Source organism: Mesorhizobium sp. M0998 (assembly GCF_040318885.1).
Classification (GTDB): domain Bacteria; phylum Pseudomonadota; class Alphaproteobacteria; order Rhizobiales; family Rhizobiaceae; genus Mesorhizobium.
Genome location: NZ_JAMYND010000011.1, coordinates 162,975 through 187,686 on the forward strand (window position 1 = coordinate 162,975; position 24,712 = coordinate 187,686).

The 24,712-nt window shown below is 61.1% G+C and carries 26 protein-coding genes and 1 tRNA gene; 24 read left to right on the forward strand and 3 right to left on the reverse strand.

Going from position 1 to position 24,712, the window contains the following annotated elements:
* Positions 1-22 precede the first annotated feature (22 nt).
* Positions 23-175, reverse strand: coding sequence for a hypothetical protein (locus NKH59_RS13375; RefSeq protein ID WP_352502504.1), 153 nt, complete (start codon positions 173-175; stop codon positions 23-25).
* A 196-nt stretch (positions 176-371) separates the two neighbouring features.
* On the opposite strand from NKH59_RS13375, the gene coaD reads away from it, so the two are divergent.
* The 8 genes from coaD (at position 372) to NKH59_RS13415 (ending at position 6,573) form a co-directional block, all read left to right on the forward strand.
* A complete protein-coding gene (gene coaD, locus NKH59_RS13380) occupies positions 372-872 on the forward strand; it encodes a pantetheine-phosphate adenylyltransferase (RefSeq protein WP_352448768.1) in 501 nt (166 codons plus the stop codon).
* Positions 873-948: 76 nt separating this feature from the next.
* Positions 949-1,539: a peptidylprolyl isomerase gene (locus NKH59_RS13385; protein ID WP_352471695.1), complete on the forward strand. Its 591-nt coding sequence runs from the start codon at positions 949-951 to the stop codon at positions 1,537-1,539.
* A gap of 29 nt (positions 1,540-1,568) precedes the next feature.
* Positions 1,569-2,081 carry a peptidylprolyl isomerase gene (locus tag NKH59_RS13390; RefSeq protein ID WP_254817363.1) on the forward strand — a complete coding sequence of 171 codons (513 nt, stop codon included), beginning with the start codon at positions 1,569-1,571 and terminating at the stop codon, positions 2,079-2,081.
* Positions 2,078-2,476: a hypothetical protein gene (locus NKH59_RS13395; RefSeq protein WP_352540594.1), complete on the forward strand. Its 399-nt coding sequence runs from the start codon at positions 2,078-2,080 to the stop codon at positions 2,474-2,476. Before NKH59_RS13390 ends, NKH59_RS13395 begins: the two co-directional genes overlap by 4 nt.
* A gap of 12 nt (positions 2,477-2,488) precedes the next feature.
* Positions 2,489-3,574 (forward strand): tRNA preQ1(34) S-adenosylmethionine ribosyltransferase-isomerase QueA, encoded by a 1,086-nt coding sequence (gene queA / locus NKH59_RS13400; RefSeq protein ID WP_352540593.1) that lies wholly within the window; start codon positions 2,489-2,491, stop codon positions 3,572-3,574.
* Positions 3,564-3,833, forward strand: a complete 270-nt coding sequence (locus NKH59_RS13405) for a hypothetical protein (RefSeq protein WP_352471691.1) — start codon at positions 3,564-3,566, stop codon at positions 3,831-3,833. The genes queA and NKH59_RS13405 overlap by 11 nt, the downstream gene beginning before the upstream one ends.
* A gap of 8 nt (positions 3,834-3,841) precedes the next feature.
* Positions 3,842-4,972, forward strand: a complete 1,131-nt coding sequence (gene tgt / locus NKH59_RS13410; protein WP_352502505.1) for a tRNA guanosine(34) transglycosylase Tgt — start codon at positions 3,842-3,844, stop codon at positions 4,970-4,972.
* A 221-nt stretch (positions 4,973-5,193) separates the two neighbouring features.
* Positions 5,194-6,573 carry a glycosyltransferase family protein gene (locus NKH59_RS13415; protein ID WP_352682859.1) on the forward strand — a complete coding sequence of 460 codons (1,380 nt, stop codon included), beginning with the start codon at positions 5,194-5,196 and terminating at the stop codon, positions 6,571-6,573.
* 9 nt (positions 6,574-6,582) lie between these two features.
* Here NKH59_RS13415 and NKH59_RS13420 read toward each other — a convergent pair whose 3' ends face one another.
* Positions 6,583-7,002 carry a DUF4864 domain-containing protein gene (locus NKH59_RS13420; RefSeq protein WP_352455762.1) on the reverse strand — a complete coding sequence of 140 codons (420 nt, stop codon included), beginning with the start codon at positions 7,000-7,002 and terminating at the stop codon, positions 6,583-6,585.
* Positions 7,003-7,238: 236 nt separating this feature from the next.
* On the opposite strand from NKH59_RS13420, the gene NKH59_RS13425 reads away from it, so the two are divergent.
* From NKH59_RS13425 to glpK, 15 genes are all read left to right on the forward strand, one after another.
* Entirely contained in the window at positions 7,239-7,475 is a 237-nt protein-coding gene (locus NKH59_RS13425; RefSeq protein WP_023674883.1) for an Lrp/AsnC ligand binding domain-containing protein, read from the forward strand.
* Between the two features lie 172 nt (positions 7,476-7,647).
* Entirely contained in the window at positions 7,648-9,060 is a 1,413-nt protein-coding gene (locus NKH59_RS13430; RefSeq protein WP_352925235.1) for a circularly permuted type 2 ATP-grasp protein, read from the forward strand.
* A gap of 178 nt (positions 9,061-9,238) precedes the next feature.
* The gene (locus tag NKH59_RS13435) at positions 9,239-10,180 is read left to right on the forward strand and encodes an alpha-E domain-containing protein (protein ID WP_352540590.1); all 942 of its coding nucleotides are present in this window, start codon (positions 9,239-9,241) and stop codon (positions 10,178-10,180) included.
* A 61-nt stretch (positions 10,181-10,241) separates the two neighbouring features.
* Complete coding sequence (locus NKH59_RS13440; RefSeq protein ID WP_352455718.1) at positions 10,242-11,036, forward strand: transglutaminase family protein; 795 nt, start codon at positions 10,242-10,244, stop codon at positions 11,034-11,036.
* A 31-nt stretch (positions 11,037-11,067) separates the two neighbouring features.
* Positions 11,068-11,799, forward strand: coding sequence for a proteasome-type protease (locus NKH59_RS13445; RefSeq protein WP_352540589.1), 732 nt, complete (start codon positions 11,068-11,070; stop codon positions 11,797-11,799).
* Positions 11,800-11,857: 58 nt separating this feature from the next.
* A complete protein-coding gene (locus NKH59_RS13450; RefSeq protein WP_352979687.1) occupies positions 11,858-13,270 on the forward strand; it encodes a pyridoxal phosphate-dependent decarboxylase family protein in 1,413 nt (470 codons plus the stop codon).
* Positions 13,271-13,398: 128 nt separating this feature from the next.
* Complete coding sequence (locus tag NKH59_RS13455) at positions 13,399-14,166, forward strand: DeoR/GlpR family DNA-binding transcription regulator (RefSeq protein WP_023674889.1); 768 nt, start codon at positions 13,399-13,401, stop codon at positions 14,164-14,166.
* A 124-nt stretch (positions 14,167-14,290) separates the two neighbouring features.
* Positions 14,291-15,817 carry a glycerol-3-phosphate dehydrogenase gene (glpD, locus tag NKH59_RS13460; RefSeq protein WP_023674890.1) on the forward strand — a complete coding sequence of 509 codons (1,527 nt, stop codon included), beginning with the start codon at positions 14,291-14,293 and terminating at the stop codon, positions 15,815-15,817.
* A gap of 39 nt (positions 15,818-15,856) precedes the next feature.
* A complete protein-coding gene (locus NKH59_RS13465) occupies positions 15,857-16,936 on the forward strand; it encodes an ABC transporter ATP-binding protein (protein ID WP_352471684.1) in 1,080 nt (359 codons plus the stop codon).
* A 9-nt stretch (positions 16,937-16,945) separates the two neighbouring features.
* Positions 16,946-18,013 carry an ABC transporter ATP-binding protein gene (locus NKH59_RS13470; RefSeq protein WP_352979683.1) on the forward strand — a complete coding sequence of 356 codons (1,068 nt, stop codon included), beginning with the start codon at positions 16,946-16,948 and terminating at the stop codon, positions 18,011-18,013.
* Position 18,014: 1 nt separating this feature from the next.
* Positions 18,015-18,881 carry a carbohydrate ABC transporter permease gene (locus NKH59_RS13475; RefSeq protein WP_023674893.1) on the forward strand — a complete coding sequence of 289 codons (867 nt, stop codon included), beginning with the start codon at positions 18,015-18,017 and terminating at the stop codon, positions 18,879-18,881.
* Between the two features lies 1 nt (position 18,882).
* A complete protein-coding gene (locus NKH59_RS13480; protein ID WP_502896460.1) occupies positions 18,883-19,797 on the forward strand; it encodes a carbohydrate ABC transporter permease in 915 nt (304 codons plus the stop codon).
* Positions 19,798-19,970: 173 nt separating this feature from the next.
* The gene (locus tag NKH59_RS13485; RefSeq protein WP_031211283.1) at positions 19,971-20,237 is read left to right on the forward strand and encodes a DUF2160 domain-containing protein; all 267 of its coding nucleotides are present in this window, start codon (positions 19,971-19,973) and stop codon (positions 20,235-20,237) included.
* Between the two features lie 78 nt (positions 20,238-20,315).
* Positions 20,316-22,043, forward strand: coding sequence for an ABC transporter substrate-binding protein (locus NKH59_RS13490; RefSeq protein WP_352979681.1), 1,728 nt, complete (start codon positions 20,316-20,318; stop codon positions 22,041-22,043).
* Between the two features lie 145 nt (positions 22,044-22,188).
* Positions 22,189-23,682: a glycerol kinase GlpK gene (gene glpK, locus NKH59_RS13495; RefSeq protein ID WP_352502511.1), complete on the forward strand. Its 1,494-nt coding sequence runs from the start codon at positions 22,189-22,191 to the stop codon at positions 23,680-23,682.
* A 78-nt stretch (positions 23,683-23,760) separates the two neighbouring features.
* Here glpK and NKH59_RS13500 read toward each other — a convergent pair whose 3' ends face one another.
* Positions 23,761-24,234, reverse strand: a complete 474-nt coding sequence (locus tag NKH59_RS13500; protein ID WP_352979679.1) for a BA14K family protein — start codon at positions 24,232-24,234, stop codon at positions 23,761-23,763.
* 308 nt (positions 24,235-24,542) lie between these two features.
* Between NKH59_RS13500 and NKH59_RS13505 the strand changes: the two genes are divergently transcribed.
* Positions 24,543-24,618: transfer RNA gene (locus NKH59_RS13505), tRNA-Lys, on the forward strand.
* The last annotated feature ends 94 nt before the right edge of the window (positions 24,619-24,712 follow it).

Here is a 24,712-nt window from a genome sequence, read left to right on the forward strand (position 1 = left end):
GGCGTGTGAAGACACCCGCAATCTAGAAGCGGCGATAAGGCCTGCGGTTGCCGAAGCCTTCGAACCGCTTGGTATTGGCCTTGGCGCGGACGCGCTGTGCTTCCTGATGCAACCCGAATAGGGTGGCGATCAGCATGGCGACGGTCATTGCGGTGGCGAGCATGTAGATCAGCATGTGCGTGTTCTCCTGCGCCTAACAACGATTAGATGGGTGTTTGGTTTCATCTCCTGCAGCTGCAACTTTAGTGAACACTGCGTGAAGCTGTTGTGAGCGGCACATTCATCTGTCGTTCACGTCGGCCAAAAGGTTCACGGCGCGGGCTGGCGATCGGATTTGCCTTTAGGAGAGAGGCTCGCTAGAAGCACCTGCCATGACCGAACGCATCGCCCTTTATGCCGGCTCTTTCGACCCGCTGACCAACGGCCATCTCGACGTGCTGAAGGCGTCGCTGGCCGTGGCGGATACAATCTATGCCGCGATCGGCATCCATCCCGGCAAGAAGCCGTTATTTTCCTTCGAGGAACGGGTTGGCCTGATCGAAACGGCCGCGAAGGCGGAATTCGGCAGCGACGGTGCGCGTATCAAAGTAGTCGCCTTCGACGGGTTGGTAATCGACGCGGCCAGGAAGCATGGCGCCTCGATCATGATCCGCGGCCTGCGCGACGGCACCGACCTTGACTATGAGATGCAGATGGCCGGCATGAACGAGACCATGGCGCCGGAGCTGCAGACGGTGTTCCTGCCCGCCAGCCCTTCAGTGCGCACCATTACCGCCACACTTGTGCGCCAGATAGCTTCGATGGGAGGCGACATCCGCCCCTTCGTGCCGGCGGCCGTGGCCGGCGCGCTCACCGCCAAATTCGCGAAATAAAATGCATGTCACCCAAAAGTGGAACCCGGCTTTGGGTAACGACATGCATGAACGAAGATATTCGGAGAAAGATCCCATGCAGCTGAAAAAGCTTGCCTTCTTGCTTGCCGTGCTTGCCGGTCTTGTGACCGCATCCGTGTCGGCCTTTGCCGCCGATCCGGAAAACACCATGATCGTAACGCTGAAGGACGGCGACGTGACCATCGCGCTGAGGCCCGACCTTGCGCCGAAGCACGTCGCGCAGATCAAAAAGCTGGTGCGCCAGGGCGCCTACGACAACGTCGCCTTTCACCGCGTCATCGACGGCTTCATGGCGCAGACCGGCGACGTCAAGTTCGGCAACATGAAGAGCGGCTTCAATGCCGACGCTGTCGGCACCGGCGGCTCCGATCTTCCTGACCTGCCGGCCGAATTCTCCAGCACCGAGCACTACCAGCGCGGCGTGGTCGGCATGGCCCGCTCCGACGATCCGAATTCCGCCAATTCGCAATTCTTCATCATGTTCGCGCCGGCACCGCCGCTCGATGGCCAGTACACCATCGTTGGCAATGTCGTCAGCGGCATGGAGTTGGTGGACCACATCAAGAAAGGCGACGAGGCGCAGAACGGGACGGTGACCGACCCCGATCGCATGATCAAGGTGCGCATCGCCGCGGACGGCAAGTAACCCCAATTGTTCAAAAGGATATTTCTGACATGGCCGAAATCAAGGACCGCGAGAACGCGCTTATCATGGACACGACCAAGGGCAAGGTCGTCATCGAATTGTTTCCAGATCTGGCGCCCGGCCATGTCGGCCGTATCAAGGAGCTGGCGCGCGAAGGCGCCTATGACGGCGTGGTCTTCCACCGCGTCATCGACGGCTTCATGGCGCAGACCGGCGACGTGAAGTTCGGCAATTCCAACAAGCCGTCTTTCGCGCCATCGCGCGCCGGCACTGGCGGTTCCGACAAACCCGATCTGAAGGCCGAGTTCTCCAACGCCAACCACGGCCGCGGCACCTGCTCGATGGCGCGCTCGCAGAACCCGAACTCGGCCAATTCGCAGTTCTTCATCTGCTTCGACGATGCCGCCTTCCTCAACCGCCAGTACACGGTATGGGGCCAGGTCATCGAAGGCATGGACAACGTCGACAAGATCAAGCGCGGCGAACCGGTGCAGGATCCTGACAAGATCGTATCGCTCAAGGTCGCGGCCGACGTGAAATGACCAGCCGGGCTGTCGCGGCCATCGCAATTATGCTCGCCGCGGCGGCCACTCCGGCGCTGGCAACGGAATCGATCGTCTGCAGCGCCGACGGCGGCGCGGCATCGATTGATGTTTTGATGGGACACACGGCCGTCATTGCGGTGGCGCGTGTGTGGCTGGATGCCGGCGGCAAGACATGGACCACGGACGGACAGCCAGGCTCAACGAAAGTCATCGTTGGACAGGCATTCGAAGACGGCGAGCGCTTGCTGATCGATCTCACTGATGAGGGCCTCAGCTCGATCGTCGCCAAATTGCGGCTGGTCAAGGCCAGCGAGCAGTCCAGCTTCGCGATGGGCGGCACGTTGAGCATAGACGGTGTCGGCGCCTGGGCGGTGACCTGCCCGGAACCTTGAGGCGGGGATCTCTTGCGCGTCGACCTTTTCGACTTCGATCTGCCGGAGGAGCGCATCGCGCTTCGCCCAGCCGAGCCGCGCGACAGTGCCAGGATGCTGGTGGTCAGGCCGGGTGAGGGGCTCGAAGACCGGACGGTGCGCGACCTGCCGGCCCTGCTCAAGGCCGGTGATGTGCTGGTCTTCAACGACACCAAGGTCATTCCGGCACAGCTGAAAGGCATCAGGCGGCGCGGCGAGGCGGCGGCGCAGGTCGAAGCCACGCTGCATATGCGGATGGCGCCCGACCGCTGGCTCGCCTTCATGCGTCCGGGCAAGCGCATCGCCGCCGGCGATCGTATCCATTTCGGTCATGACGCCAATTCCTGCCTTCTCGGCCAGCTCGACGCGACCGTGATCGAGAAGGGAGAAGGCGGCGAGGTGCTGCTCGGCTTCGACCTGTCAGGTCCGTTCCTCGACGAGGCGCTGCATGCAGTCGGCCACATCCCGCTGCCGCCCTACATCGCCTCCAAGCGTGACGACGACGAACGCGACCGCAGCGACTATCAGACCATTTATGCGAGGGAGGAGGGCGCGGTCGCCGCGCCGACGGCAGGGCTGCATTTCACGCCGGAGCTGTTTGCGACGCTCGACGCCAAGGGCATAGAGCGCCGTTTCGTCACGCTGCATGTCGGCGCCGGCACGTTCCTGCCGGTGAAGGCGGACGACACCGCCGACCACAAGATGCACGCCGAAACCGGTTCGGTCAGCCCGGAAACCGCCGAGGCGCTGAATGCGGCGAAAGCAAAAGGAGGGCGCATTATCGCCGTCGGCACGACATCGCTGCGCTTATTGGAGAGCGCGGCTGGCGAGGACGGCAGGCTGGCCGCATGGTCAGGCCCGACAGACATCTTCATCACGCCCGGCTATCGTTTCAAGACCGCAGACTTGCTGATGACCAATTTCCATCTGCCGCGTTCGACGCTGTTCATGCTGGTTTCGGCCTTCTGCGGTTTGCAGACGATGCGGGCGGCCTATGCGCATGCCATCGAGAATCGCTACAGGTTTTATTCCTATGGAGACGCAAGTCTTCTGTTCAGGGAGGATACCGATGGACGATGACCTGGAAACCTTCGACCGGGAAGCCTTGATCGCCGAGGTCAGGAAACTGCGCGCCGGCATCCGCCAACACCGCGACGCCACCGGCCATGATCTGTGCTGGCACCATCCCGACCTCTGGTCACTTTTGCCCGAAAAGACCGACCCGGCGATTGCCGTGCCGCCGTGGCCGAAATTCATGCGCGGCTGCATCCGCTACCGGCAATCACTCGACAAGCAGGCCCCGGACGCGCCGGTATTCGACAAGGAGTTCGATGGCTAGGGAATTCAATGACTGACGCATTCACCTTCAAGGTGCTGGCGACCGACGGCAGGGCGCGGCGTGGTGCAATCACCATGCCGCGCGGGGAAATTCGCACGCCTGCCTTCATGCCGGTCGGTACCGGCGGCACGGTGAAGGCCATGTATATGGATCAGGTGCGCGGCGTCGGCTCGGACATTATCCTCGGCAACACCTACCACCTGATGCTAAGACCCGGCGCCGAGCGCGTGGCGCGGCTCGGCGGCCTGCATGAATTCGCCCGCTGGCCGCATCCAATCCTGACCGACAGCGGCGGCTTCCAGGTGATGTCGCTGTCGAAGCTGCGGAAACTGACCGAGAACGGCGTTACCTTCCGTTCGCATATCGACGGCGGCGCCTACGAGATGTCGCCGGAGCGTTCGATAGAGATCCAGGGGCTGCTCGATTCCGACATCCAGATGCAGCTCGACGAATGCACGGCTCTGCCGGCCAAGCAGAACGAGATCGAGCGTGCCATGGAGTTGTCGTTGCGCTGGGCCGAGCGTTGCAAGACGGCATTCGGCGAGCAGCCCGGCAAGGCGATGTTCGGCATTGTGCAAGGCGGCGACGTGCCGGATCTGCGGCTGCGCTCGGCGCAGGCGCTGAAGGCAATGGAGCTGAAGGGCTACGCGATCGGCGGGCTGGCTGTCGGCGAGCCGCAAGCGGTGATGCTGGAGATGCTCGACATCACTTGCCCGGAGCTGCCGGCTGACCGGCCGCGCTACCTGATGGGCGTCGGCACCCCGGACGACATTTTGAAGTCGGTGGCGCGCGGCATCGACATGTTCGACTGCGTGATGCCGACGCGGGCAGGGCGCCACGGCCTAGCCTACACACGGCGCGGCAAGGTCAATCTGCGCAACGCCCGCCATGCCGACGATCCGCGTCCGCTCGATGAGGCAAGCGACTGCCCGGCCGCACGCGACTATTCGCGGGCCTATTTGCATCATCTGGTGCGCTCGCAAGAGGCGCTTGGGGCGATGCTCCTGACCTGGAACAATCTGTCCTATTACCAGCAGCTGATGCGCGACATTCGTGAAGCGATCGAGGCTGGCAGGTTCGCCGAAGAAGCCGAGATCATCACGCAGCAATGGGCAAACGGTGACCTCGCCGTCCGGTAGGCATGCTCGCCAGGAATCCGGCTCCAGGGAGGAGTTGTCCCTGCCATGAACTGTTTTGAAACGACTGCCCAATAAGCATTGCCGGACGACATCGGGCGAGGATCAAGAACCTGTTCGTTTCGCGGCAAGTTTCAGTTCCTGGCACGACGGTGCGGACGAACGGCATCGCCGAGCCTTCGCCTTCGACCCCCATCGCGGTTCAGCGATGGACGGCTGGGTCGTTGCTTGCGATTCTGGCGATCGCAGTGACCGGCCTGGTCTTGCGCTTGCTTGGCGCGCGCGGCGACCTTTGGCTGGACGAGATCTGGAGCTTTGCGCTGATCGAGCCGCTGACCTCGATCGACCAGATATTCTGGCGCGTCAATCACGACAACAATCATTTCCTCAACTCGGTCTATCTCTATCTCATTGGCCCCGATGCTTCGCCGCTGATCCAGCGAGGTCTGTCGATAGCATTAGGTGTTGCCACGATCGGTGCGGCGGCAGCGAGCGCCGCATCGCGCGGACGACAGGCGATGATTGCCACAAGCCTGTTGTTTGCCGTGAGCTACCCAATGGTCCATTACGGCTCGGAGGCGCGCGGCTATGCCGGCCTTGTGCTGTTCACGCTGCTCTCGGTGGTTTTTCTGGAGCGCCGGCTCGACAATAGACGGTGGTCTGGCGCGGCCTTGGCAGCGGCGATCCTTTTCGGCTTCCTGTGCCATCTCACAATGATCGGAATGGTGGCGGTCCTCGCAATCTGGACCGCCTGGCTCGCCTGGCAGCGTACGGCGAAGGTCGGCCGCGTCGTTGCGGACCTGGCGTCGATCTTCCTGCCGGGCTTGCTTGCCGTGCTGCCGCTGGCTGTCGGCGTGTTTGTCGGCTGCAGGCTGTTCGGCTTCAGTGTCGGTGGTGTTTCGCCATTCTCGATTGCCGCCTTCGCGCAGGGCTATGGCGGGATGATCCGCTCTCTGTTCGGCCTGCCACCCTGGTTTGGCGACGGGCCCTATATCGTTGCCGCCTGCGGTCTTGTCGGCCTCTCCGCCGGTGTCTGGCGCGGTCGTCGAGCCAGCCTTTATGCCATCGGGATTATCGGACTGCCTTTGCTCATGGCGGCGGCGCATCTGCCCAACCTTGAGTTCCCGCGCTATTTCATCATCAGCGGAACATTGCTGCTGCTCTGGGCCGGCGAGATGATTGGCCGCGGCCTGGATGCTCGCGGAACTGCCAGGCTGCTTGCGATGGGAGCGCTGGCGATCGTGGTGAGTGGAAGCATTTCGTCGCTGCTTCAGTTCTATCAATATGGACGCGGCTCCTACGCCGCTATCGTTGATGAAATGACCAGGAACGGCGCAACCACCTATGCCAGCGACGGTAATTTCCGCACCCCCATTGTCGTCAACTATTTTGCGGCGCGAATGGATCGTCGGGCATTGCTGGTCACAGACGACGGGATGTGCACCGAACGGCCCGCCTGGCTGGTCCTCGAAGGGGACGTGGACAAACAAGCCGAACATGTCCAACCTACGGCCGCATGCGCTCTGGCGTATGAACGGGCCGATGCGTCGAGGCATTGGGGGTTTTCAGGCCTGAGCTGGACGCTCTACCGGCGACAGGATTGAAACACCCCTTTAGGTGCTGAGCGACGTGGACGCACGCAGGCTGCAGCCGGTGATCCGAAAGCTGCCGTCAGGCTGTAGTTCGAGCGTGTAGACCGCCTCGTAGTCCTTGCCATCCGGGCCGACGATCAGCACTTGCTGGATGATCGAGGTCGGGCTCGTCTCGCGAACTTTGCCGAAGGAGTAGGTCTGCGGTTGGCGCACCGGCGGATAGCCTTTTGTCACCATGTTCATGAAGGTATCGACGGTCGGAAAGATGCGTTTCACATTCGGTGCGGCAAAGCTGTAGGCCGTCATTCCGTCATTGGCGATGAACGCCCTCAACTGCCCATCGATGACTGTCTGCGCCGCTTTGACTTCGGCGTCGCCAGCAAAGGCCTGGGATGCGAAAATGAATGGAACGACTGCGAATGCGAAAAACGCGCGGCGCATGGCCTGTCTCCGTTGTCCCTGAGAAATCGCTGCCTGAAGGTACATGATACCATACGCTTTGCAGTGCTTCAGGGTTTCAGCCGAGCGCAAACATTCGGCGTGGCAGTCCGTGTCCGAGCCGAGAAAGCATTGTCGAGGCGAGAACAGCCTGAGCGATTGCCGATGCTTGAAAGCCGGGCGGCAGTCTGCCACAAGGGCCGCTCGATTAGAGCGTGCGATGTGAGCAGGACCAGGCAATGAAGGCATTTTTCGTGCAGATAAAATGCGATCTGGGCAAGGCCTACGACGTTGCCAGCGCCCTGGCCGATGCCGAGATCGCTTCGGAAATCTACTCGACAGCCGGAAACTACGACCTGCTCGCCAAATTCTATGTCGACGACGAGGAAGACATCGGCCACTTCGTCAACGAGAAAGTGCAGATTCTTCCCGGCATCAAGGACACGTTCACGGTCGTCACCTTTCGCGCGTTTTGATCCGCATCCGGCATGTGCCCGGACACCAGGCAAAGCCTGATCAAGGCCCTATTGGTGCTGCCTTAATTTTAGGCAAGTGCGATATACTGATCGCCGGCGCCCAACAAATCACCGATTGCGCTTGATTTTCTCCAGCCAGGCCAGTGAAATGGCGCCACAGGGGAGTATGCGATTGGCAGCGTTCGATGAAATGCTTCCGGAAGTTTCCGGGCTGAGAAAACCGTATTCGGCTTACGATCGCTGGCTGAAGGAACAGGACCCGGCCAGACTTACCGAGAAGATGCAGGACGCCGAACGCGTCTTTCGCAAGACAGGCATCACTTTCGCCGTCTACGGCGAGCAGGAAGCATCGGAGCGGCTGATACCCTTCGATATCGTTCCGCGCATCATTTCGGGCAACGAATGGCGACGGCTGACGCAAGGCATCGAGCAGCGCGTCCAGGCGCTGAACGCCTTTCTCGACGACATCTACCATCGCCAGGAGATCTTACGCGCCGGCCGGGTGCCGAAGGAGTTGATCGCCAAGAACGAGGCGTTCCTGCCCGAGATGATCGGGGTGCGGCCGCCGGCCGGCGTCTATACCCACATCATCGGCGTCGACATCGTACGCATCAGCGAGAACGAGTTCTACGTGCTGGAGGACAACGCGCGCACGCCGTCCGGCGTCTCCTACATGCTGGAGAACCGCGAGACGATGATGCAGCTCTTTCCCGAGCTGTTCCAGCAGATCAAGGTGCGGCCGGTTGAGAATTACCCGCAGCTCTTGCGCCAGTCGCTGGCGGCAGTGCGGCCGCAAAGCACCAAGGGCGCGCCGACCATTGCCGTGCTGACGCCGGGCAGCTTCAACTCGGCCTATTTCGAACATGCTTTCCTTGCCGACCAGATGGGCGTGCAGCTTGTCGAGGGGCAGGATCTGCGCGTCGTCGATGGCCATGTCGCGATGCGCACCACCGAGGGCTACAAGCAGATCGACGTGCTTTACCGTCGTGTCGACGACTCGTTCCTCGATCCGCTGACCTTCCGCCCCGACTCGGCACTTGGCGTGCCGGGCATTATGGACGTCTACCGCGCCGGCAACATCACGATCGCCAATGCGCCGGGAACCGGCATCGCCGACGACAAGGCGATCTATTCCTACATGCCCGAGATCGTCGAATTCTACACCGGCCGCAAGGCGATCCTCGGCAACATCCCGACCTGGCGCTGCTCGGAGCCGGACAGCCTGAAATACGTGCTCGAGCATATCGATGAATTGGTGATCAAGGAAGTCCACGGCTCCGGCGGTTACGGCATGCTGGTCGGCCCGGCGGCGACCAAGAAGGAATGCGAAGAGTTTTCCAAAAAGGTCGCGGCAAAACCGTCGAACTACATCGCCCAGCCGACGCTTGCGCTGTCGACCTGTCCGATCCTGACGGACAAGGGGCTGGCGCCGCGCCATGTCGATCTGCGCCCCTATGTGCTGGTTTCCGACCGTATCCAGATCGTGCCCGGCGGGCTGACCCGAGTAGCGCTCAAGGAAGGCTCGCTGGTCGTCAATTCCTCGCAAGGCGGGGGCACGAAGGATACGTGGGTGTTGGATGATTAGAGTGGAAGTAGTGAATAGTGAATAGTGAATAGTGAATAGTGAATAGTGAATAGGTAAGGATATGGGTCGTTGATGTTGGTGAAATGCCCGAAAGTGAAGCGCGCGGAATCGTGCCCTGGAATCCGGATAGTCACCATTCACCATTCACCTTTCACTATTCACCACAGGACCGCCTGACATGCTTCTCGGCCGCACCGCCAACGGGCTCTACTGGATGAACCGCTACATCGAGCGGGCGGAAAACATGGCGCGGCTGGTGGATGCCGGCTTGCGCATGGCGCTGACTCGTACTCAGAACGCTTCGGAGGAGTGGAATTCGGTGCTGCTCAGCGCCGGTTCGGACGCCAGCTTCACGCAGAAATATTCCGACTACACCGCCGCCAATGTCGCCGACTATCTGCTGCGCGACACATCGAACCCGTCGAGCACGATGTCGTCTATCGAAACGGCCCGTAACAATGCCCGCATGGTGCGTACCGCACTGACGCGTGAGACCTGGGAAAGCATCAACGAAGCCTGGATGTCGCTGAAGCGGATACTGGCCAAGCCGATCGACGAGCGCGACCTGCCCAACGCGCTCGACGCAATCAAGCGCGAGACGGCGCTGATCCGCGGCTCGTTCTACGGCACGATGCTGCGCAACGAAATTTTCGATTTTTCGCAGCTCGGCACGTATGTCGAACGCGCCGACAACACCGCGCGCATCCTGGATGTGAAATACTACGTGCTGTTGCCGTCGATCTCCTGGGTCGGCTCGACGCTCGACAATTACCAGTGGGAATCGATCCTGCGCTCGGTGTCGGCGCACCGTTCCTATCGCTGGGTCTATGATGCCGACTACAAGCCGAGCAACATCGCCGATTATCTGATCCTCAACGTCCGCATGCCGCGCTCGCTGACCTTTTGCTACCGCTTCCTGACGGAGCATCTCAAATTCCTGGGTGACGACTATGGGGAGCGCCACGCCTGTCATGCGACGGCTGCCAAGACCCAGGCCATGCTGACGGCCGGGTCGATCAAGGATATTTTCGACGCCGGCCTGCACGAATTCCTGGCCAATTTCATCCGCGACAACACCAGGCTCGGCGACGAGATCGCGCAGGATTACAGGTTCTATTGAGCATGATCCCAAAAAGCGGAGACCGGTTTTCGGAAAAGCTCATGCTCCAGGGACGAGTGCGATGCGGCTGAAGATCACCCACCGGACCGAATACCGCTACGATGCGCCGGTGCACTATCTGTTGCAGCGTTTGCGGCTGCTCCCGGTGAACGGGCGCACCCAGACGGTACTGTCCTGGGCGCTGAAGATCGAAGGCGCACGCGAGGAAGTGCGCTTCACCGACCATTTCGGCAATGATACCCGGCTGTTGAGCGTCGAGGGCGAGCGCGACTTCATCACCGTCGAAGCAGCCGGCGAAGTGGTGACGCGCGACACCGCTGGCGTCTGCGGACCGCACCAGGGTTTCGCGCCGCTCTGGCTGTTCGGCCAGGAAACGCCGCTGACGACGATCGGCAGCGGCATTCGCGAGCTTGCTGCCTCGGTCGGCAAGGGTACCGACATCGAAAGGCTGCACCGGTTGATGGCGGTGATCGGCGAGCGCGTCGCTTATACGCCGGACACCACCAACGTGACGACGCCGGCCGAAGAGGCCCTGGCGCTCAAGACCGGCGTTTGCCAGGACCACAGCCACATCTTCGTTGCCGCGGCGCGTGCCATGGATTTTCCGGCCCGCTATATCAGCGGCTACCTGATGATGGATGCGGCCATCGAGCAGGCGGCAAGCCACGCCTGGGCCGAGGCGCATGTCTCGGGCCTCGGCTGGGTCGCCTTCGATGTCGCCAACGGCATTTCTCCGGACGAGCGTTATGTGAAGGTGGCGACCGGCCGCGATTATCGCGACGCCACGCCGGTATCTGGAATTCGGCTGGGACAGGCGGAAGAACAGCTTGCGGTCACCGTCACCGTGGAGCAGTAATCCCCGGCAAGATTGTTGCCAAAGAGATTCGATGACCTATTGCGTCGGCCTGAAGATCGATCGCGGGCTCGTGTTCATGTCGGACACGCGCACCAACGCCGGCATGGATTCGATCTCGACCTTCAGGAAGATGCATGTCTGGGAAGAGCCGGGCGAGCGCGTCATCGTTTTGATGTCGGCCGGCAATCTGGCGACGACGCAGGCCGTGGTCAGCCTGCTCGACGAACGCACCAAGGCAGTGGCGGAGCGCCGTGCCACACTGCTCGAAACGCCCTCCATGTACCAGACAGTCCGGTTGGTCGGAGACACCGTCAAGGAGGTCATCGCCAGTTCGTCGCCGGCGGGCGAAAAGGCGGATTCCTACTTCAACGCCTCCTTCATCCTCGGCGGTCAGATCAAGGGCAGCGCGCCGCGCCTGTTCATGATCTATCCGGAAGGCAATTTCATCGAATCCACCGAGGACACGCCGTTCTTCCAGATCGGTGAGACCAAATACGGCAAGCCGATCATTATCCGCGCTTATGAAAGGACGATGAGTTTCGCCGAGACGGTGAAGTTACTGCTGGTGTCGTTCGACTCGACGCTGAAGTCGAACCTGTCGGTCGGCCTGCCGCTCGACCTGCTGTTCTATGAAAAGGACACTTTCAAGGTCGGCCTCAAAAAGCGAATAACCCAGGACGATCAATACTATCGTACGATCTCGGATAGCTGGTCGAACGCGCTGAAGACCGCCTTTGCCAGTCTGCCTGATTTTCCCGAATGAAAACCTTCGTTTTTCGTGCTCTTTGATCGCGGCTCGATGAGGCGCTACGGAGGCGAAGATGAATAGCAACGAATTCCGCGAATGGTCGCTGCGAGCGGCTGAATGGGGCGCCGACTACAGAAACAGCCTTCGCGAAAAACCGGTGCGGCCGCTTGTCGAGCCGGGCGAAATCTTCAAAAGCATCGATGCCGCGCCGCCGGAAGACGGCGAAACGATGCAGGCAATCTTCGCCGATTTCGAACAAAAGATCTTGCCGGGCATGACGCACTGGCAGCATCCGCGTTTCTTCGCCTATTTCCCGGCTAACGCGGCACCGGTCTCCGTCGTGGCCGAGTATCTGGTTTCCGCGATGGCCGCGCAATGCATGCTCTGGCAGACCTCGCCGGCGGCAACCGAGCTCGAGACGCGTGTCGTCGACTGGATGCGGCAGGCGCTTGGTTTGCCGGAGGGATTTTCCGGCGTCATGCAGGATTCGGCTTCATCGGCGACGCTTGCCGCCGTGCTGACAATGCGCGAGCGCGCGCTCGACTGGCAAGGCAACAAGAACGGCTTGCAAGGGCAGCCGGTCGTGCGGATCTATTCTTCCGACCAGGTCCATACTTCTATCGACCGGGCGATCTGGGTGTCGGGCATCGGCGAGGCGAACCTCGTGCGCATTCCGGTCGCCGGACGCTTCCGCGCCATGCAGACGGCGGCTCTGGAAGCCGCGATCGTTACCGACCGCGAAAACGGCATGCTGCCGGCGGGCATCATCGCCAGCGTCGGCGGCACAAGTACCGGCGGCACCGACAATGTGGCGGCTGTTGCCGAGGTGGCGAAGCGGCACGGGCTCTACCTGCATGTCGATGCCGCATGGGCCGGCTCCGCCATGATCTGCCACGAGTTCCGGCATTTCTGGACCGGCGCCGAAAATGCCGATTCCATCGTCTTCAACCCGCATAAATGGTTGGGGGCACAGTTCGATTGCTCGATGCAGTTCATCCGCCAGCCGGAAGAGCTGGTCCGCACGCTGGCGATGAAGCCCGAATTCCTGAAAACGCATGGCCGCGACGGGGTCATCAACTACTCCGAATGGTCGGTGCCGCTCGGACGGAGGTTCCGCGCTCTGAAACTTTGGTTCCTGCTGCGTGCGCATGGCTTGGAAAATCTGCGGAACATGATCCGCAACCACGTTGCCTGGAGCGAGAGCCTCGCCGCGCGGCTGGCTCGGGAACCGGATTTCGAGATCGTCACGGAACCCATGCTGTCGCTATTCTCATTCCGCCATCTCGCGGCTGCGGCCATCGACTCTGACGAGCACAATTTGCGGTTGGTCAGCGCGATCAACGATGACGGCCGCATTTACCTGACGCAGACCCGGGTGGACGGGCAGGTGGCGATCCGCTTTCAGGTCGGGCAGTTCGAAACGACTGCGGCGGACGTCGATACTGCTTTCGAGGTCATCACTGAGATCGCGCGGGGGCTGAGTTGATAGCCTCGTCGAGATTGCGCCGGAGCTTTTCTCGCTGCAGTCGCCCGATTTTCATTAGCCGGCCCATACCTGTTCATGGCTTTCGTTTTCAGCTATAGACGAGAAAAACGAAAATGAGAGGTTGCTAGATGTATCTGTCGCCGCGTCATTCCGAAATCATCCAGATGGCCAAGGACCATGGCCGCGTACTGGTCGAGGAGCTGGCGACGCATTTCAACGTGACGCCGCAGACGATCCGCAAGGATCTCAACGATCTCTGCGACCAGCGGCTTTTGTCCCGCATCCATGGCGGGGCATTGTTCCCCTCCGGCATCGAGAACATGGAATATGAGGCTCGGCGCAAGATCGCTGCCGAGGAGAAGGAGGCGATCGGCCGCGCAGCAGCCCGGCTGATCCCCGATAACGCGTCTCTATTCATCAATATCGGGACAACGACGGAAGCTGTCAGCAAGTCGCTGCTCGATCACAGCGGCCTGATGGTCATCACCAATAACATCAATGTTGCCAACAGGATGCGTATATATCCTTCGATCGAGGTGGTGATCGCCGGCGGTGTCGTGCGCGGTTCCGACGGCGGTGTGGTCGGCGAGGCCGCGGTCGATTTCATCAGGCAGTTCAAGGTCGATTTTGCGGTGATCGGCGCCTCGGCCATCGACCATGACGGCGCACTGCTCGACTTCGATTTTCGCGAGGTGAAGGTGGCTCAGGCGATCATCGCCAACGCCCGACATGTGATCCTGGTGTCGGACCAGACCAAATTCGAGCGCACCGCGCCCGTCCGCATCGGCCATCTGTCGCAGGTCAACACCTTTATCACCGATCGTTGCGACATCCCGTCGGTGCGTAAGATCTGCCAGGAGGCAGAAGTTCAGCTGATCGAAACGTCGCTATCCTAGAGATGCCGTCGCGGCATCTTCCGCCTATCACATTTCGTTTGACATTCGTTATCATTTCGAAATAATTCCCGTACGGTTTCGCAAGAACCCAAAATGCTGCAATGCGAAATCGAGGGAGGATTCTTTGAGCGCATCACCGATTCATGACATTTTCGTCATCGGTGGCGGCATCAATGGCTGCGGCATCGCCCGCGATGCCGTTGGACGTGGCTTTTCGGTCTTTCTTGCCGAGATGAACGATCTGGCCAGCGGGACCTCTTCCGGCTCGACCAAACTGATCCATGGCGGCTTGCGCTATCTCGAATTCTACGAATTCCGCCTGGTACGCGAAGCGCTGATGGAACGCGAGGTCCTGTGGAGGAACGCGCCGCACATCATCTGGCCGATGCGCTTCGTGCTGCCATACGCCAAGGGGCTGCGTCCGGCCTGGCTGATCCGGCTCGGGCTTTTCCTCTACGACCATATTGGCGGGCGCAAATTGCTGCCGCCGACGAAAACGCTGGACATGGCTAAGGATCCGGCCGGCAAGCCGCTGAAGCCGCTGTTTCGAAAGGCGTTCGAATATTCGGACGGTTGGGTCAACGATGCCCGGCTGGTTGTGTTGAACGCCCGCGACGCTGCCGAACGCGGTGCAACCATTCGAACCCGAACAAAGGTCGTCAGCGCACGCCGCGAAGGCAATCTCTGGACGGTCAGGCTTGAAAATGTGCGGACCGGCGATACCGAGGAGGTCAAGGCGCGGCTGCTGGTCAATGCCGCCGGCCCGTGGGTCGATCAGGTGCTGTCGGCCACCGTCGGCCTGAACGACGTGCACAATGTCCGCCTCGTACAAGGCAGCCACATCGTCGTGGGCAAGAAATTCGACGACCCACGCGCCTATTTCTTTCAGAACAAGGACGGGCGCATCATTTTCGCCATCCCTTACGAGGACGAGTTCACGCTCATCGGCACCACCGACCGTGACTATCCCGGCGATCCGCACAACGTCAGGATCAATGACGCCGAGATCGACTATCTCTGCGCTGCGGCAAGCGAATATTTCGCGCAGCCGGTCAAGCCGTCGGATATCGTCTGGACCTATTCCGCGGTGCGACCGCTCTACGACGATGGCGCCTCAAAGGCGCAGGAAGCCACCCGAGACTATGTGCTGAAGGCCGATGGAGGCGAGGGTGCCGCCCCGATTGTCAACGCCTTTGGCGGCAAGATCACGACCTACCGCCGATTGTCGGAATCGATGCTTGAGAAGATCGAGGGTTTTCTCGGCAAGCGCGGCAAACCATGGACGGCAAACGCGCCGCTGCCCGGCGGTGACTTTCCCGTCACCGGCTTCGATGCCGAGGTGGCGAAACTGAAAACGGCGTACCCGTTCCTCGACGCCCGGCTGGCCCGCCGGTTGACCCGGCTCTACGGCACCCGCGCAAGGAAGCTGCTGGGCCTCGCCAAGTCGAACGTCGATCTTGGCCGCAACTTCGGCGCCGATCTCTACGAAGCCGAGGTGCGCTACCTCGTCGAAAACGAATGGGCGATGACTGCCGAGGATGTATTGTGGCGCCGGACCAAGCGCGGCCTGCGTCTCAGCCGTGAGCAGGCGGCAGTGCTCGACGAGTTCATGCGCGGAATAAGCCGGCAGCACGTAGCGGCTGCCGAATAGGAACGGCCGACTGATGCAGAAAGCCTGGGAGGAGGCATCATGCTTGAACTGAGAAACGTGACGAAGACGGTGGGTGCGGCGGAACATATCCGCGACGTCTCGCTGACGCTTCAGCACGGCTCGCTCAACGTCCTGCTCGGGCCGACGCTCTCCGGCAAGACCAGCCTGATGCGGCTGATGGCGGGCCTCGACGTGCCGACCTCGGGCTCGGTCTGGTTTGATGGCAAGGATGTCACCGGCATGCCGGTGCAAAAGCGCAACGTCGCCATGGTCTACCAGCAATTCATCAATTATCCGGCGATGACGGTCTACGAAAACATCGCCTCACCGCTGCGGGTGGCCGGCACTGAGCAGGCAACGATCGACACGGAGGTGCGCAATGCCGCCGCCCTTCTCAAACTAACGCCCTATCTCGATCGGACGCCTCTCAGTCTGTCGGGCGGCCAGCAGCAGCGCACCGCGCTGGCCCGCGCCATCGTCAAGAATGCCAGCCTCGTGCTGCTCGACGAGCCGCTCGCCAATCTCGACTACAAGCTGCGTGAAGAATTACGCGCGGAACTGCCGAAAGTCTTCGCGGCCGCCGGTACAATCTTTGTTTATGCCACGACCGAGCCGCACGAAGCCTTGCTGCTCGGCGGCAACACGGCGACGCTTTCCGAAGGCAGCATCACCCAGTTCGGGCCGACCATCGAAGTGTTCCGCAAACCGGTTGATCTGGTGACGGCGAGAACCTTCGCCGATCCGCCGCTCAACACCATCGTGCTTGCCAAGAAGGGCCTGGATTTCCTGCTCGAGGGCGGCGTGAAATTGCCGGTGCCGGCGGAACTCTTCGGCATTGCCGATGCGATCTATACGATCGGCTTCCAGCCGCATCACCTGTCCCTCGATCGGCCCAATGCCGCCGCAGTGCCGGTGCGCGCAAAGGTGACGATCACTGAGATCACCGGATCGGAAAGCTTCATCCATCTCGATTTTGCCGATGCGCGCTGGGTCATGCTGACCCACGGCATTCGCGACTTCGAGCCGGACGAGGAGGTCGAGGTGTTCATCGACCCGCGCCACATCATGGTCTTCGACGAGCACGGCCGCGCGATGGCCGCGCCGAAGCTGGCGGCTTAGGAGGAAGCGATGGCGCGCATCGATGTCAATCATATCCGCCACTCCTATCTGCAGAACCCGCGCACGGATGCCGATTTCGCGCTGAAGGAAGTGCACCACACGTTCGAGGATGGCGGCGCTTATGCGCTGCTCGGCCCATCCGGCTGCGGCAAGACCACGCTGCTCAACATCATTTCGGGATTGCTGCATCCCTCGCATGGCCAGCTGCTGTTCAACGGCAGGGACGTGACCAATCTGTCGACCCAAGAGCGCAACATTGCCCAGGTCTTCCAGTTCCCGGTGATCTACGACACGATGACCGTCTACGACAATCTGGCGTTCCCGCTGCGCAATCGCGGCGTGCCGGAGGCCGACGTCGACCGCAAGGTGCGCGAGACGCTGGAGATGACCGGGCTGGCCGATATGGCCAAACGAAAGGCGCGCGGACTGACCGCCGACCAGAAGCAGAAAATCTCGCTCGGACGCGGGCTGGTGCGCTCCGACGTCAATGCCATCCTGTTCGACGAGCCTTTGACAGTCATCGACCCGCATATGAAATGGGTGCTGCGCTCGCAGTTGAAGCAGCTTCACCGCCGCTTCGGCTATACCATGGTCTATGTCACGCACGACCAGACCGAGGCGTTGACCTTCGCCGACAGGGTGGTCGTCATGTATGACGGCGAAATCGTGCAGATCGGCACACCGGCGGAGCTGTTCGAGCGCCCGCGCCACACCTTTGTCGGCTATTTCATCGGCTCGCCCGGCATGAATGTCATGCCGGTGGCGATCGACGGCAAGACAGCGAAGCTGGGCTCGCAGCAGATCGAACTGCCGGGCGTGCCCAAGGCGGGCGGCGGCGCCATCGAACTCGGCATCCGTCCCGAATATGTGCGCCTGGGCAGTAAGGGCATGGCCGTCCGGATCAGCAAGGTCGAGGACGTCGGCCGCCACAAGGTGGTCCGTGCCAATCTTGAAGGGCGCGAGATCGCCGCCGTCATCGGCGAGGACGAGACAGTTCCGGCTGATCCGAAGGTGCGGTTCGACCCGGCCGGCATCAACATCTATGCCAATTCCTGGCGCGTCGAGATGGGAGCCTGAAGTGGAAAAGACCTGGAACAACAGAGCCTGGTTCCTGGTGCTGCCGGTGCTGCTGCTGGTGGCGTTCTCGGCGGTCATACCGCTGATGACGGTCGTCAATTATTCGGTGCAGGACACTTTCGGCAATAACGTCTTCTTCTGGGCCGGCACGGAATGGTTCGAGGAACTGCTTTCCTCCAGCCGCTTCTGGCAGGCGATGATCCGCAACCTTGTCTTCTCCTTCATCATCCTGGCGATCGAAGTGCCGCTCGGCATCTTCATTGCGCTCAATATGCCGAAGAAGGGTTGGGGCGTGCCTGTTTGCCTTGTTTTGATGGCGTTGCCGCTGCTGATCCCGTGGAACGTCGTCGGCACCATCTGGCAGGTGTTCGGGCGCAACGACATTGGCCTGCTCGGCTATTACGTCAACGCGCTCGGCATCGACTATAATTATGTGCAAGACCCATACGACGCCTGGGTCACGGTCATCATCATGGACGTCTGGCATTGGACCAGCCTCGTCGTTCTGCTCTGCTATGCCGGCCTGGTCTCGATCCCGGATGCCTTTTATCAGGCGGCCAAGATCGACGGTGCCTCGCGCTGGGCGGTGTTCCGCTACATCCAGCTGCCGAAGATGAACCGCGTGCTGCTGATCGCCGTGCTGCTGCGCTTCATGGATAGCTTCATGATCTACACCGAACCGTTCGTGGTGACCGGCGGCGGACCCGGCAACTCGACGACCTTTCTTTCGATCGATCTCGTCAAGACGGCGCTCGGCCAGTTCGACCTCGGCCCGGCGGCGGCGATGTCGCTGGTCTACTTCCTTATCGTCCTGTTGTTGTCATGGGTGTTCTACACCGTGATGACCAATTACGACGCGGAGCGCTGAGATGAGCCGCACCGAAGAGAGAGCCGATAGGGTGAGCGAGACGACAGCTTCGGAAGGGCTCGCCAGCAGGCTACGGCAGGACGAGATCGCACGGCTGATGCGCCGTCGCGGCGAGGAGTCGCGTTGGTGGTGGATCGTGCCGACGCTCTACATCATCGTTCTGCTTTTGCCGATCTACTGGCTCATCAATATGAGCTTCAAGACCAATGGCGAGATCGTCTCGTCGCTGACGCTCTACCCGCACGCACCGACATTGGCGAATTACCGCACCATCTTCACCGACGCGTCCTGGTATTCGGGCTACATCAACTCGATCACCTATGTGGTTATGAACATGGTGATTTCGGTGGCTGCGGCACTGCCTGCTGCCTATGCCTTTTCGCGCTATCGCTTCCTCGGCGACAAGCATCTGTTCTTCTGGCTGCTGACCAACCGCATGGCGCCGCCGGCGGTGTTCGCGCTGCCATTCTTCCAGCTTTATTCGGCCTTCGGCCTTATCGACACCCACATCGCCGTGGCTCTGGCGCATTGCCTGTTCAACGTGCCGCTGGCGGTGTGGATCCTCGAAGGCTTCATGTCGGGCGTGCCCAAGGAGATCGACGAGACCGCCTATATCGACGGCTATTCGTTCCCGCGCTTCTTCATCAAGATCTTCATGCCGCTGATTGCGAGCGGCATCGGCGTGGCGTGCTTCTTCTGCTTCATGTTCTCGTGGGTGGAGCTCTTGATCGCCCGTACGCTGACGACAACCGATGCCAAGCCGATCGCCGCGACCATGACCCGCACCGTTTCGGCCGCCGGCATGGATTGGGGGCTGCTCGCCGCAGCCGGCGTGCTGACGCTGATTCCCGGCGCGCTCGTCATCTGGTTTGTGCGCAACTACATCGCCAAGGGCTTTGCCCTGGGGAGGGTATGATGGAGCAGGTCGACAGAAGCCCATGGTGGTGGGCCGTGCTGCTTCTCGCCCTGGTCGTCGTGGCCTGGGTGGCACTTCAAATCGATTTCGTGGCAATAACGGTAGGCTTCAGCGATCCGGCCAATATCCGCCTGTGGGGATTTAACCTCTCGTCCAACCTCGATTTTTCGTGGATGGCCTGGACGTGGCCGACCGCGGCCTTCTTTGGAACCATCTTTCTGCTGCTTTGCGGCATGGCGGCGTGGGAATACGTCTCGCCGGGCGGCAATCCGCGCGTCGGCGTGCTGCGGTTCGAAACGACGCGTGGCGACCGCCTGTTCCTGTCGCTGCTTGGCAGCGCCTTTATCCATCTCGCTTGGCTGGGTCTAGTCGGACCCAATCTGTGGTGGGCTCTCGCTCTCTCCGTGGTCTACGCCGTCGGCGTGTTCCGCTACGTATAGAGGGGGAAACTGTTGGAACGGCGGCGTGCCGGCCGCCGATCCAGATCGCACTTTGAACTTTAACAGTGGAGGAAATACATGCGACGGCAATTCTTGACATCAACAACTGCGCTTGTCCTGTTGCTCGGGGCAAGCAATGCCTATGCCGGAATGGACGAGGCCAAGACCTTCCTCGATAAGGAAATCGGGCCCCTTTCGACGCTTTCGCGCGCCGACCAGGAAGCCGAGATGCAATGGTTCATCGATGCCGCGAAACCTTTCGCCGGCATGGATATCAAGGTGGTTTCCGAAACCATCGCCACGCATCAGTATGAATCGCAGGTGCTGGCGCCGGCCTTTACGGCCATCACCGGCATCAAGGTTACGCATGACGTCATCCAGGAAGGCGACGTCGTCGAGAAGATCCAGACCCAGATGCAGACCGGCCAGAACCTCTATGACGGCTGGGTCAACGATTCCGATCTGATCGGCACGCACTGGCGCTACCAGCAGGTGCGCAACCTGACCGACTGGATGGCAGGCGACGGCAAGGATGTCACCAACCCGAATCTCGACCTGAAGGATTTCATCGGCACTTCGTTCACCACCGCGCCCGACAAGAAACTCTACCAACTTCCCGACCAGCAGTTCGCCAACCTCTACTGGTTCCGTTACGACTGGTTCAACGACGAGAAGAACAAGGCGGACTTCAAGGCCAAATACGGCTACGACCTTGGCGTGCCGGTGAACTGGTCGGCCTATGAGGACATTGCAGCGTTCTTCACCGGGCGTGAGATCGACGGCAAGAAGGTCTATGGCCATATGGACTATGGCAAGAAGGACCCGTCGCTCGGCTGGCGGTTCACCGACGCCTGGCTGTCGATGGCCGGCAATGGCGACAAGGGCATTCCGAACGGTCTGCCCGTCGACGAATGGGGCATCAAGGTCGACGAGAATTCGCGTCCGGTCGGTTCCTGCACGGCGCGCGGCGGCGACACCAATGGTCCGGCTTCCGTCTATGCCATCCAGAAGTACCTCGATTGGCTGAAGGCCTATGCACCGGCGGAAGCCCAAGGCATGACCTTCTCCGAATCGGGGCCAGTTCCGGCGCAGGGCGCGGTTGCCCAGCAGATCTTCTGGTATACCGCCTTCACCGCCAGCATGGTCGACGCCAGCGCCAAGGCGGTGCTGAACGACGACGGCACGCCGAAGTGGCGCATGGCGCCGTCGCCGCATGGCGTCTACTGGAAGGACGGCATGAAGCTCGGCTATCAGGACGTCGGTTCCTGGACGCTGATGAAGTCAACGCCGACCGACCGCGCCAAGGCCGCCTGGCTCTACGCGCAGTTCGTCACCTCGAAGACGGTCGACGTGAAGAAGAGCCATGTCGGCCTGACCTTCATCCGCGAGAGCACGATCCACGACAAGAGCTTCACCGAACGTGCGCCAAAGCTCGGCGGCTTGATCGAGTTCTACCGCTCGCCGGCGCGCGTCCAGTGGTCGCCGACCGGCACCAACGTGCCGGACTATCCGAAGCTGGCACAGCTCTGGTGGCAGGCGATCGGCGATGCTTCGTCGGGTGCCAAGAGCGCGCAGGAAGCGATGGACTCGCTCTGCGCCGAGCAGGAAAAGGTGATGAGCCGCATCGAGAAGTCGGGCGTCCAGGGCGATATTGGCCCGAAGATGGCCGAAGAGCATGACCTCGCCTACTGGAATGCGGACGCGGTCAAGAAGGGCAATCTCGCTCCTCAGCTCAAGATCGAGAACGAGAAGGAAAAGCCGGTCACCATCAACTACGACGAGCTGGTGAAGAGCTGGCAGCAATAGGGCCGTTTGATGCGGGCGTCCGCGCCCGCATCGCCATGCTCAGGGGAGGCGGCATGTTGCCGTCTCCCCTGTTTGCGTAAACGGCTCCGCGCCATCTGGCGTCGAGACATCGCAGCACCTTGAATTCGCTTCGACGGGAGAGAGAATGACCGGATATATCCTTGCAATCGACCAGGGGACGACATCGAGCCGGGCGATCCTGTTCGACGACAAGATGATGGTCGTCGGCAGCGGGCAAAAGGAATTCACCCAATATTATCCGGCCTCCGGCTGGGTCGAGCACGATCCCGAGGAGATATGGGCAAGCGTCGTGGAAACGGTGAAGGCCGCGCTGAAGACAGCCGGCCGCAACGCAGCGGAAGTCGCCGCGATCGGCATCACCAACCAGCGCGAAACGGTCGTCATCTGGGACAAGGAGACCGGCAAGCCGATCCACAACGCGATTGTCTGGCAAGATCGTCGCACCGCGCCGCTATGCCAGAAACTGAAGAAGCTGGGGCTGGAGAAGAAATTCACGAAAAAGACCGGCCTGCTGCTCGATCCCTATTTCTCCGGCACCAAGATCGCCTGGATGCTGGACAAGGTGAAGGGCGCCAGAAAATGCGCCGAGAAGGGCGAACTGCTGGCCGGCACCATCGACAGTTTTTTGATCTGGCGGCTGACCGGCGGCAAGGTCCACGCCACTGACGCCACCAACGCCTCGCGCACGCTGGTCTACAACATCGAACAAAACGCCTGGGACGACGAGCTGCTGGCCATTCTTGGCATACCTGCAAGAATGCTGCCACAGGTGAAAGATTGTGCCGACGATTTTGGAATCACGGACAAGAGCCTGTTTGGTGCGGAGATCAGAATCCTCGGTGTGGCCGGCGACCAGCATGCGGCGGCAATCGGCCAGGCCTGTTTCGAGCCAGGCATGATGAAGTCGACCTACGGCACCGGTTGCTTTGCGCTGCTCAACACCGGAAGCGATCTGGTGCGTTCTAAGAACCGGCTTTTGACCACCATCGCCTACAGGCTGAACGGCAAGACCACCTATGCGCTGGAGGGCTCGATCTTTATCGCCGGCGCCGCCGTGCAATGGCTGCGGGACGGCATCAAAGTGATCGGCAAGGCCGAGCAGAGCGGCAAATTGGCTGCGGAAGCCGATCCAACGCAGAACGTCTATCTGGTGCCGGCTTTCGTCGGGCTCGGCGCACCGCACTGGGATGCCGAGGCGCGCGGCGCCATCTTCGGGCTAACCCGCAATTCGGGGCCGGCGGAATTTGCCCGCGCGGCACTGGAATCCGTTGCGTTCCAAACGCGCGATCTGCTTGACGCCATGCGCCGGGACTGGAAAGGCGCCTCGGTCAAGACCGTGCTCAGGGTCGATGGCGGCATGGTGGCGTCGGACTGGACGATGCAGCGGCTGGCCGACATTCTCGATGCGCCGGTCGACCGGCCGACAATTCTCGAGACGACAGCACTCGGTGCGGCTTGGCTGGCCGGCTCGAAGGCGGGTGTCTGGCCGAAGGCCGCGGAATTCGCCAGGAGCTGGGCGCTCGAGCGCCGGTTCAAGCCGGACATGGATGCTTCGACACGTGCCGCCAAGCTGGCAGGTTGGCGCCACGCTGTGCGCAGGACGCTAAGTGCGCAATAGGCAGGGATGCCACCGGATTCGCACCAATGAAAAACCCGCGCCGTTGCGGGCGCGGGCTTGCAGCCTCTAATCTGGGACTCAGTAAGGCGACCGGCACTGCCGGCGCGGACCGTAGTTGGGCTGGTAAGTGTTGTCAGAAGCGCGATAGCTCCGATAACGGTCATAGCACCACTGCACGTGGGCATCGCCACGATAGACACGATTCTGGTTGACGATTGCGCCGGTAATCAGCGCTCCGGTAGCAAACGCAGCCAGCGGGAACCAGAAGTCGCCGTGACGGCGATAGCCGCGACGATATTCGCGATAGCCGCGATGGCCACGCCAGTACATGCCGTCATCACGCGCAAAATTGCGACGGAAATCGCGACGCGAGAAATCGCGATTGAAATTCCGGTGCCTCCGCCACGGCTCGTACTGGACGGTCTGGACATTCGAGGTGAGCCCCTCGGCCGGGGGCGCATAGCTGGGCTGAGCGTTGACTGGCACGATCTCCGCGGCAGCGAATGAGATCGAAAGAGTGGTCGCCAGTAGGCCCGACATGATCCTATTCATGGTCTTCTCCTTGAAACGCATGTCCCTTATCGCGGGAAACGGGCAGGCTGCGCAAATTGTTCCGCCAAAAATCCCAAGCTGCTGATCCGCAAAGGTTCTTCCGATTTGCTGCTTGCCTTTGTCGGCATAGAGGGCGAGCTTCGGTCTTGCGCGAGAACGAGGCCGTTCCGTCGACGCCGAAGCGCTCCGCAAGGCATGATGACACTGCAGGACAGTCCGGTTTGCGAGCCGTCTTTTTCCGGTTGACCGGCAGAGGCACTCTCCCTATGTTCCGCGCAATTTCGAGGGCGGCCTTTCTGAGCCCGCGGGAGCGCGTAGCTCAGCCGGTAGAGCAACTGACTTTTAATCAGTAGGTCATGGGTTCGAATCCCATCGCGCTCACCATCAATAAAATTGTCCAACCCGGAGACATGGGTAACAGATTGTACTTAAGACATGGGTGACAACCTCGTGCCGAACGGGTTGTCGATGGTCTGCG